11 protein-coding genes are annotated in these 9,776 nt (G+C 61.6%); 9 read left to right on the forward strand and 2 right to left on the reverse strand.

Going from position 1 to position 9,776, the window contains the following annotated elements; all coding sequences use genetic code 11:
- The 4 genes from L9Z73_RS18450 to L9Z73_RS18465 form a co-directional block, all read left to right on the forward strand.
- A partial coding sequence (locus L9Z73_RS18450) for a bifunctional hydroxymethylpyrimidine kinase/phosphomethylpyrimidine kinase (protein WP_247403754.1) occupies positions 1-492 on the forward strand: 492 nt, incomplete at its 5' end.
- Positions 493-510: 18 nt separating this feature from the next.
- A complete protein-coding gene (thiE, locus tag L9Z73_RS18455; protein ID WP_247403756.1) occupies positions 511-1,140 on the forward strand; it encodes a thiamine phosphate synthase in 630 nt (209 codons plus the stop codon).
- An 11-nt stretch (positions 1,141-1,151) separates the two neighbouring features.
- A complete protein-coding gene (hemL, locus tag L9Z73_RS18460; RefSeq protein WP_247403758.1) occupies positions 1,152-2,435 on the forward strand; it encodes a glutamate-1-semialdehyde 2,1-aminomutase in 1,284 nt (427 codons plus the stop codon).
- A 224-nt stretch (positions 2,436-2,659) separates the two neighbouring features.
- Entirely contained in the window at positions 2,660-3,214 is a 555-nt protein-coding gene (locus tag L9Z73_RS18465; protein WP_247403760.1) for a tetratricopeptide repeat protein, read from the forward strand.
- A 144-nt stretch (positions 3,215-3,358) separates the two neighbouring features.
- On the opposite strand, the gene L9Z73_RS18470 is transcribed toward L9Z73_RS18465, so the two are convergent.
- Positions 3,359-3,685: a DUF1820 family protein gene (locus tag L9Z73_RS18470; RefSeq protein WP_003194436.1), complete on the reverse strand. Its 327-nt coding sequence runs from the start codon at positions 3,683-3,685 to the stop codon at positions 3,359-3,361.
- A gap of 131 nt (positions 3,686-3,816) precedes the next feature.
- On the opposite strand from L9Z73_RS18470, the gene miaB reads away from it, so the two are divergent.
- From miaB to lnt, 5 genes are all read left to right on the forward strand, one after another.
- A complete protein-coding gene (gene miaB / locus L9Z73_RS18475) occupies positions 3,817-5,142 on the forward strand; it encodes a tRNA (N6-isopentenyl adenosine(37)-C2)-methylthiotransferase MiaB (protein ID WP_247403762.1) in 1,326 nt (441 codons plus the stop codon).
- Between the two features lie 184 nt (positions 5,143-5,326).
- Complete coding sequence (locus L9Z73_RS18480; RefSeq protein ID WP_017848326.1) at positions 5,327-6,328, forward strand: PhoH family protein; 1,002 nt, start codon at positions 5,327-5,329, stop codon at positions 6,326-6,328.
- Complete coding sequence (gene ybeY / locus L9Z73_RS18485) at positions 6,321-6,779, forward strand: rRNA maturation RNase YbeY (protein WP_247403764.1); 459 nt, start codon at positions 6,321-6,323, stop codon at positions 6,777-6,779. Before L9Z73_RS18480 ends, ybeY begins: the two co-directional genes overlap by 8 nt.
- Positions 6,780-6,821: 42 nt before the next feature.
- Entirely contained in the window at positions 6,822-7,661 is an 840-nt protein-coding gene (locus L9Z73_RS18490) for an HlyC/CorC family transporter (RefSeq protein ID WP_247403765.1), read from the forward strand.
- 8 nt (positions 7,662-7,669) lie between these two features.
- Positions 7,670-9,193 (forward strand): apolipoprotein N-acyltransferase, encoded by a 1,524-nt coding sequence (gene lnt / locus L9Z73_RS18495; protein WP_247403767.1) that lies wholly within the window; start codon positions 7,670-7,672, stop codon positions 9,191-9,193.
- A 136-nt stretch (positions 9,194-9,329) separates the two neighbouring features.
- Here lnt and L9Z73_RS18500 read toward each other — a convergent pair.
- Positions 9,330-9,776: YdcF family protein (locus tag L9Z73_RS18500; RefSeq protein ID WP_247403770.1), on the reverse strand; the 447-nt coding region annotated here is incomplete at its 5' end.

Consider the following 9,776-nt stretch of genomic DNA (forward strand, 5'->3'; position numbering starts at 1 on the left):
ATCGGCATGCAGTTGGGCGGCGGCTGTGCGTCGGGCACCCTGTTCACCGTGGGCGGCGGTAATGCGCGCATGTTGGTGACGCTGTTCTTCTTTATCTGTGGTTCGTTGATCGCCACGCCCAACCTGCCAGAAGCACGCATCCTTGCCGAACTGCCTGAGGGCACGGCGGACGAATGCGCTGAAAGGCTGTTGCCGTTTATCAAGCACCTGCTGATTACCGGCGGCCATGGCGATGAGCATCAAGTCCACAACCGCCTATACAGCCGCGACGGCACGCGCCAGACCTTTACCTGCCAGCGTCTGCCCGGCAGCTATCACGGTTCGGGGTGTACGCTGGCCAGCGCGCTGGCGGGCCGGATCGCCCAGGGTGAAGGCTTGGTCAGCGCCGTGCAATCGGCCCTCAACTACACTTGGCGCACCCTGCGTGACGCCGAACAACTCGGCCAGGGCCAGTTCGTGCCTCGCCGGCTGCCGCTGGATTTCTGCTCGTAACACCAAGAGGCCTGCCCGATGAAACTACGTGGCCTTTATGCCATTACCGACAGCCAATTATTGGCCGGTAAATTCCTCGCCTACGTCGAAGCGGCACTGGATGGCGGCGTGACCCTGCTGCAGTACCGTGACAAAAGCAGCGACGAGGCCCGGCGCCTGCGTGAAGCTGAAAAACTGCGGGAACTGTGCTCGCGCTACAAGACCCGACTAATCATCAACGATGACGCCGAGCTGGCCGCACGCCTGGGCGTCGGCGTACACCTGGGCCTGACCGATGGCCCTCTGACCACTGCCCGTGCGTTGCTGGGCTCCAAGGCGATCATCGGCGCCACCTGCCACAGCCAGATCGAACTGGCCGAGCAGGCCGCGAAAGAAGGCGCCAGTTACGTCGCCTTCGGCCGCTTCTTCAACTCCAGCACCAAGCCCGGCGCCCCCGCCGCCAGCGTCGAAATGCTAGCCCAGGCCCGCGCGCGCTTGCAGTTGCCGATCTGCGTGATCGGTGGCATCACCCTGGAGAATGCCGAACCGCTGGTGGCACACGGTGCCGACCTGCTCGCGGTGGTCCACGGCCTGTTTGGTGCCGACAGCACCCAGGAAGTCACGCGCCGCGCCCGCGCCTTCAACGATCTTCTTAAATATCAAGTTTAGAGAGCCCGACCATGTCCCGTTCCGAAACCCTGTTTGCCAATGCCCAGAAACACATCCCCGGTGGCGTGAACTCCCCCGTGCGTGCGTTCAAGAGCGTGGGCGGCACGCCGCTGTTCTTCAAGCATGCCGAAGGCGCCTACGTCACCGACGAAGACGACAAGCGCTATGTGGATTACGTAGGTTCCTGGGGCCCGATGATCCTCGGCCACAGCCACCCCGACGTATTGGATGCGGTGCGCAAGCAACTGGAACACGGCCTGTCCTACGGCGCTCCGACCGAGATGGAAACCGAGATGGCCGATCTGGTCTGCGCGATCGTGCCGTCGATGGAGATGGTGCGCATGGTCAGCTCCGGCACCGAGGCCACCATGAGCGCGATTCGCCTGGCCCGTGGTTTCACCGGTCGCGACAGCATCATCAAATTCGAAGGTTGCTACCACGGTCACTCCGACAGCCTGCTGGTGAAAGCCGGTTCCGGCCTGCTGACCCAGGGCGTCCCAAGCTCGGCCGGTGTGCCGGCGGCATTCGCCAAACATACCCTGACCCTGCCGTTCAACGACATCGCGGCCGTCGAGCAGATGCTCAATGAAGTAGGCCAGGAAGTGGCGTGCATCATCGTCGAACCGGTCGCTGGCAACATGAACTGTGTACCGCCGGCCCCGGGTTTCCTCGAAGGCCTGCGCGAGCAATGCGACAAGCACGGCGTGGTGCTGATTTTCGACGAAGTGATGACCGGTTTCCGCGTGGCCCTCGGTGGCGCTCAGGCGCATTACGGCGTGACGCCGGACCTGAGCACCTTCGGCAAGATCATCGGCGGCGGCATGCCGGTGGGCTGCTTCGGCGGCAAGCGCGAAATCATGCAGCACATCGCACCGCTGGGCCCGGTGTACCAGGCCGGCACCTTGTCCGGTAACCCGCTGGCCATGGCCGCCGGCCTGACCACCCTGCGTCTGATCAGCCGCCCGGGCTTCCACGCCGAGCTGACCGACTACACCTCCCGCCTGCTCGACGGCCTGCAACAGCGCGCCGATGCCGCCAGCATTCCGTTTGTCACCATGCAAGCAGGCGGCATGTTCGGCCTGTATTTCAGCGGTGCCGACAATATCGTCACCTTTGAGGACGTGATGGGCAGCGACGCCGACCTGTTCAAGCGCTTCTTCCACCTGATGCTGGACGGCGGCGTGTACCTGGCACCGAGCGCCTTTGAAGCCGGCTTCACCTCGATCGCCCATGGCGACGCCGAGTTGAAACTGACCCTGGACGCTGCCGAACGCGCTTTCGCCGCCCTGAAATAACTGACACAAAAATCTGACGCGGCCCCCGGCGGCGTCAGATTTGCTACTTTGCTTACAGATTTTTCCTAACTTTTTCGAGAAAACTCCTGCAATCCGGCAGATAACTTGCCCAAGCAGCAGAAAAACGAGTAAAGACTTTGTAAGCAGAGGCCTGCTTATTTCATAATGCGCGCTTATTGGACCCCCGAGGGTCCGCGCGCCCCGTCAGAGGTAAGTCGATTCCCATGAAACGCACCGGCCGCACCCTGGTCCTGGGCTGCCTGTTGCTCCTTCAGCCGCTGCTGGCACATGCACAAGCAGGCGGCAACTCGTTGTTAATCCCAGCGATGGGTCGTTGCACCCTCAATACCCAGCCAGACAGCCAGGCCGAAGCGCTGAGCGCGTGCCATAAACAGGCCGACGGCGGGGATGCGCAGGCGCAATACGAGTTGGGCGAGTACTACCACGACAGCAAGAACCCCGCGCGCGACCTCAACAAAGCGTTGAACTACTTCGAGAAAGCCTCGCTGCAGGGCCACGCCCAGGCACAATTCCAGCTGGGCACCATGTTCTTCCATGGTGAAGGCGTGCCGGCCAATAACGTCCAGGCGTATATCGTGCTGAAAATGGCGGCGGTCAACGGCGCCGAGGACGCGCTGGACACGGCCGACGAAGTCGCCGAGCACATGCAGCGCGATGAACTGGAACTGGCGACCCAGGTGCTGGGCCAGATCTTCCGCAACTACCTGCAGGAACTGCAGAGCGCGGATGGGCGTTCGCCGTTCTCGCCCCTGCCCTGATCGACCTGTGGCGAGAGAGCTTGCTCCCGCTGGGCTGCGAAGCGCCCCCCACAACCCTTCAATGATTTCTATCTGACACATCTGTAAATTGCATTAGGGCCGCTTCGCGCCCCAGCGGGAGCACGCGCCCTCGCCACAAACGCCCTACTTCTCAGGCATCGGCATCGGAAACGGCATGACATTGCTCGTGCCACGGGCTTCGCTGATCTTCGGCGTGCCCAGGCGCTCGACTTCATCGATGCGCACAATCGAATGCATCGGCACAAAACTGCGCACCACGCCTTCGAACTGGGCCTTGAGTTTTTCCTCGCCCGGGTCGACGACCAGTTGTGTGCGCTCGCCAAAGACGAACTCTTCCACTTCCAGGAAGCCCCACAGATCACTTTGATAGATCTGCTTGGCGTACATTTCGAACACCTGGCCCTGGTTGAGGAAAATCACCTTGTAGATTGGAGCTTCACGTTTGGTCATGGTGGGCGGGGAACACATCGGGGATTTAAAAGAGGGCGCGAACTATAGCATGGCACCCGATGCACAGCGCTAGGAACCGATGGACATGACCCCTATAATGCGCGGTTCTTTACCACCAGTTGACGATTCCCATGGCCAAGAAGCTCTACATTGAAACCCACGGTTGCCAGATGAACGAGTACGACAGCTCGCGCATGGTCGATCTGCTGGGTGAACATCAGGCCCTGGAAGTCACCGCTCGCGCCGAAGATGCCGACGTGATCCTGCTCAATACCTGCTCGATCCGCGAACGGGCCCAGGACCGCGTGTACTCGCAACTGGGCCGCTGGCGTGAATTGAAACTGGCCAACCCGGACATGGTGATCGCCGTCGGCGGTTGCGTCGCCAGCCAGGAAGGCGCCGCCATCCGCGACCGCGCGCCCTACGTGGATGTGGTCTTCGGCCCGCAAACCCTGCACCGCCTGCCGGAAATGATCGACGCTGCGCGCCTCACCAAGCTGCCTCAGGTCGACGTCTCATTCCCGGAAATCGAAAAATTCGACCATTTGCCCGAACCGCGCGTCGATGGGCCGAGCGCCTACGTGTCGGTGATGGAGGGTTGCAGCAAGTACTGCACTTTCTGCGTGGTGCCCTACACCCGTGGCGAAGAAGTCAGCCGGCCGTTTGACGATGTGCTGTCAGAAATCATCCACCTGGCCGAAAACGGCGTGCGTGAAGTGACCTTGCTGGGCCAGAACGTCAACGGCTATCGCGGCCAGACTCACGACGGGCGCCTGGCAGACCTCGCGGAGCTGATCCGTGTCGTCGCGGTAGTGGATGGCATCGAGCGCATTCGCTACACCACCTCACACCCCCTGGAATTCTCCGACAGCCTGATCCAGGCCCATGCCGAGGTGCCGGAACTGGTCAAGCACCTGCACTTGCCGGTGCAATCCGGTTCGGACCGCATCCTGTCGGCAATGAAGCGCAACCACACCGCCCTGGAATACAAATCCAAACTGCGCAAATTGCGTGCGGCAGTGCCGGGCATCTGCATCAGTTCGGATTTTATCGTCGGCTTCCCCGGCGAGACCGAGAAAGACTTCCAGCAGACCATGAAGCTGATTGAAGACGTCGGTTTCGACTTTTCCTACTCGTTCGTCTACAGCCAGCGCCCCGGCACCCCGGCAGCCGATTTGGCCGATGACACCCCGGAAGCGTTGAAAAAAGAGCGTTTGAACGCGCTGCAACATCGTCTGAATCAGCAGGGTTTCGAGATCAGCCGACAAATGGTTGGGTCGACCCAGCGCATCCTCGTCACCGACTACTCGAAAAAAGACCCGGGCGAACTGCAAGGCCGCACCGAGAACAACCGCATCGTCAACTTCCGTTGCGACAACCCGACCCTGATCGGCCAGTTTGCCGATGTCCACATCGATGCGGCGCAACCGCACTCGTTGCGTGGGTCTCTGGTGTAATAAATGTGCGAGGGGGCTTGCCCCCGATTGCGGTACATCAGCAGCACATGAGCTGCCTGGCACTCCGCTATCGGGGGCAAGCCCCCTCCCACACTGGATCGGGTTGGATAAGTGCTTTCGCACACTGGCGCGTGGCGTTATCCTCTCTTTCACCTCAACAGCCAAAGGGCGGCTAAAAGCGACCTTGAACGCACCCATCGAACCCCATCGTTTTCTCCTCGAGCCGTTTGAGGCTCGCCGTTTCGCCAATCTGTGCGGACAGTTCGACGAGCACCTGCGCCTGATCGAACAACGCCTGAGCATCGAGATCCGCAACCGCGGCAATCAATTCGAGCTGATTGGTGAACCCCAGCACACCACGTCTGCAGAAAACCTGCTCCGCCGCCTCTACCGCGAAACCAAGGGTAGTGAGCTGTCGCCGGAGACGGTCCACCTGTACCTGCAGGAATCTGCCGTGGAAGACTTGGCCAACAACCCGGTGGCCGAAGCCAGCGTGGCCCTGCGCACCAAAAAAGGCATGATTCGCCCACGCGGCTTGAATCAGCAGCGCTACGTCAAGGAAATCCTCGGTAACGATATCAACTTCGGCATCGGCCCTGCCGGTACCGGCAAGACCTACCTGGCCGTGGCCTGTGCGGTCGACGCCCTGGAGCGCGAGCAAGTGCGCCGCATCCTGCTGGTACGCCCGGCGGTCGAGGCCGGCGAAAAGCTCGGCTTCCTGCCCGGCGACCTGGCCCAGAAGATCGACCCATACCTGCGCCCGCTCTACGACGCACTCTACGAGATGCTTGGTTTTGAATACGTGGCCAAGCTGATCGAGCGCCAGGTGATCGAAATCGCGCCGCTAGCCTACATGCGCGGCCGGACCTTGAACAACAGCTTCATCATTCTCGACGAAAGCCAGAACACCACCGTCGAGCAGATGAAAATGTTCCTGACCCGTATCGGTTTCGGCTCCACCGCCGTGATCACCGGCGACGTCACCCAGGTCGACCTGCCCAAGGGCACCAAGTCGGGCCTGGCCCAGGTGATCGAAGTGCTCAAAGACGTGCCAGGCATCAGCTTCACGCACTTCATGCCCAAGGACGTGGTCCGCCACCCGCTGGTCCAGCGCATTGTCGAAGCCTACGAGCGCTTCGAACATCGCGACGACGCCCCAGCCAAGGACACCCGCCGCGATGCTTGAGCTTGACCTGCAACTGGCAACCGACGCGCACGCCCCCAGCGAAGAGCAGTTCCGTCAATGGTGCACCCTGGCCCTGCGCCAGCGCACTGCCGACTCGGAGCTGACCATCCGCCTGGTGGACGAACCCGAAGGCCGCGAACTGAACCACACCTGGCGCCAGAAGGATTACGCGACCAACGTGCTGTCGTTTCCCGCCGACGTACCCGACGAGCTGCTGGATATCCCACTGCTGGGCGACCTGGTGATCTGCGTCGAAGTCGTCGAACGTGAAGCGAAGGAGCAAGGCAAGGCCCTTGAGGCCCATTGGGCCCATCTGGTCATCCACGGCTGCTTGCATCTCTTGGGTTACGACCATATAGACGATGACGAAGCCGAAGAAATGGAAGCCCTGGAACGATCGTTGCTTGCAGAATTGGGTCACCCTGATCCGTATGCAGATGACGAAAACTGATTAACACTCAACTGAAACATCAAAGGATTTAGAGTAATCGCTATGAGCGAAGACCGATCGAGCAACGGGCAAAAGTCATGGCTGGGCAAACTGACCCAGGCTTTTGCCCACGAGCCGAAAAACCGCCAGGAGCTCCTGGAGCTGCTGCGCGAGGCCCATCAGAACAAGTTGCTGGACAGCGAAGCGCTGGCCATCGTCGAAGGCGCCATCCAGGTGGCCGACCTGCAGGTCCGGGACATCATGGTCCCGCGTTCGCAGATGATCAGCATCAAGGCGACCCAGACCCCACGGGAATTCCTCCCGGCCGTGATCGACTCGGCGCACTCGCGCTACCCGGTGATCGGCGAAAGCCATGACGACGTCATGGGCGTCCTGCTGGCCAAGGACCTGTTACCGCTGATCCTCAAGGAGAACGGCGACAGCTTCAACATCAAGGACCTGCTGCGCCCGGCCACCTTCGTCCCGGAATCCAAGCGACTGAATGTGCTGCTGCGCGAGTTTCGCGCCAACCACAATCACATGGCCATTGTGATTGACGAGTACGGCGGTGTCGCGGGCCTGGTGACGATCGAAGACGTGCTGGAACAGATCGTCGGCGATATCGAAGACGAGCACGACGTCGAAGAAGACAGCTACATCAAGCCGCTGCCGAGCGGTGATTTCCTGGTCAAGGCGTTGACGCCGATCGAGAACTTCAACGAGTTCTTCGACAGCGAATTCTCCGACGACGAGTTCGACACCGTCGGCGGCCTGGTGATGAGTGCGTTCGGGCACCTGCCCAAGCGTAACGAGACCACCGTGATCGGCGCTTATCGCTTCCGCATCCTGAATGCCGACAGCCGCCGGATTCATCTGATTCGCCTGACACCTATTGCCCGTTAAGGACTGACATGCGCCGTTTCATCGCTCCCGGCTGGCCCGGTAACTTGCTGGCCGTGGTGGCCGGCGCCATCACCACCCTGGCGTTGGCGCCGTTCGATCTGTGGCCGTTTGCGCTGGTGGCAGTCGGATTGTTCTATATCGGGCTGCGGGAACTGACCCCACGCCAAGCCCTCGGCCGTGGCTGGTGTTTCGGTTTCGGCCTGTTTGGCGCCGGCACTAGCTGGATCTACTACAGCATCCACCACTTCGGCGGCGCTTCGGTGCTGCTGGCCGGCTTGCTGATGCTGGCGTTCACCGCCGCCATTGCCTTGTTCTTCGCCCTGCCCGCCTGGCTGTGGGCGCGCTGGCTGCGCCGCAATGAAGCGCCATTGGCCGATGCCCTCGCGTTTGCAGCGTTGTGGGTCGGCCAAGAGGCGTTCCGTGGCTGGTTCCTGACCGGTTTCCCCTGGTTGTACTCCGGCTACAGTCAACTCGATGGCCCCCTCACCGGCCTCGCGCCGCTGGGCGGAATGTGGCTGATTTCCTTCGCCCTGGCCCTGACCGCCGCCGTGTTGTGCAACCTGCCGCGCCTGCTGGCGACCAAGCGCAATGCCTTCATCGGCGCCGGCCTGTTGCTGCTGGTAGCGCCCTGGGCCATCGGCCTGGCCCTCAAGCATCACGCCTGGACTTCACCGTCCGGCGACCCGCTGAGCGTGGCTGCGATCCAGGGCAACGTCGAACAAAGCATGAAGTGGGACCCCGAGCAGCTCAATGCGCAGTTGGCGCTGTACCGCGACATGAGCTTCAGCTCCAAGCGTGTCGACCTGCTGGTATGGCCGGAAACGGCCGTGCCGGTGCTCAAGGACTCCGTCGAGGGCTACCTCGGGATGATGGGCAGGTTCGCCGCCGAGCGGCACACCGCGCTGATCACCGGCGTGCCGATTCGCCAGGAAGTGCATCACCAGAAGCGCTACTTCAACGGCATCACCGTCATGGGCGAAGGCGACGGCACCTACCTCAAGCAGAAGCTGGTGCCCTTCGGCGAATATGTGCCGCTGCAAGACATGCTGCGTGGCTTGATTGCCTTCTTCGACCTGCCCATGTCTGACTTCGCCCGCGGCCCGTCCGACCAGGCGATGCTACAGGCTAAGGGCTATCAGATCGCGCCGTTCATTTGCTATGAAGTGGTCTACCCCGAATTTGCCGCCAGCCTCTCAGCCCAAAGCGACCTGCTGCTGACCATCAGCAACGACACTTGGTTCGGCACCTCCATTGGCCCGTTGCAGCACCTGCAAATGGCGCAGATGCGTGCGCTGGAAGCCGGTCGCTGGATGATCCGAGCCACCAACAACGGCGTGACCGGGCTGATCAACCCGTATGGGCAGATCACCGCGCAGATCCCGCAGTTCGAGCGCGGCATCCTCTACGGCGAAGTGGTGCCGATGCACAACCTCACGCCGTATCTGCAATGGCGGTCGTGGCCGTTGATCGTGGTGTGCCTGGTGTTGTTTGGTTGGGCGCTATTGGCCGGCCGGATGTCCAAAACCGTCTAACAGAATCAAACCGAACTAAATGTGGGAGGGGGCTTGCCCCCGATTGCGGTGTATCAGTATCAAATCTACTGACTGACACACTGCTATCGGGGGCAAGCCCCCTCCCACATTTTGATCTGTATTTTAATCAGCTGGGTCAGCGGTAGAACAACCGATACCCCACCTGCCCCACCGCCTCATTGAGCAACTGCCCGCTCTGCCACACCGACTTGAACTCCGGCATCCAGCCACCCAGCGGCCGGGCGTTATCCTGGCCGAGGAAGCCGACCGGCGCCGGCACCACGCTGAAACCGGCTTTTTCAAAGCTCCACACCGCACGCGGCATATGCCAGGCCTGGGTCACCACCACGACGCGCCTGATCCCTTCGGGCAACAAAATCTCGGCGCTCATCTGTGCATTTTCCCAGGTGGTGCGGCTGCGCTCTTCCTTCAAGCGCACCGTCACACCGAAGTCGTCCCGCATCGACACCGCCATCAACTCCGCCTCGCTGGGCGGCGTACCGTAGTGCAAACCGCCGCTGGTCAACACCGGCAGCCCGGAGGCCTTGGCCAATCGCGCGGCGTAGCGCTGACGCTCCAGCCC

Origin of the sequence: Pseudomonas emilianonis (genome assembly GCF_023072625.1) — a bacterium.
GTDB lineage: Bacteria > Pseudomonadota > Gammaproteobacteria > Pseudomonadales > Pseudomonadaceae > Aquipseudomonas > Aquipseudomonas paraveronii.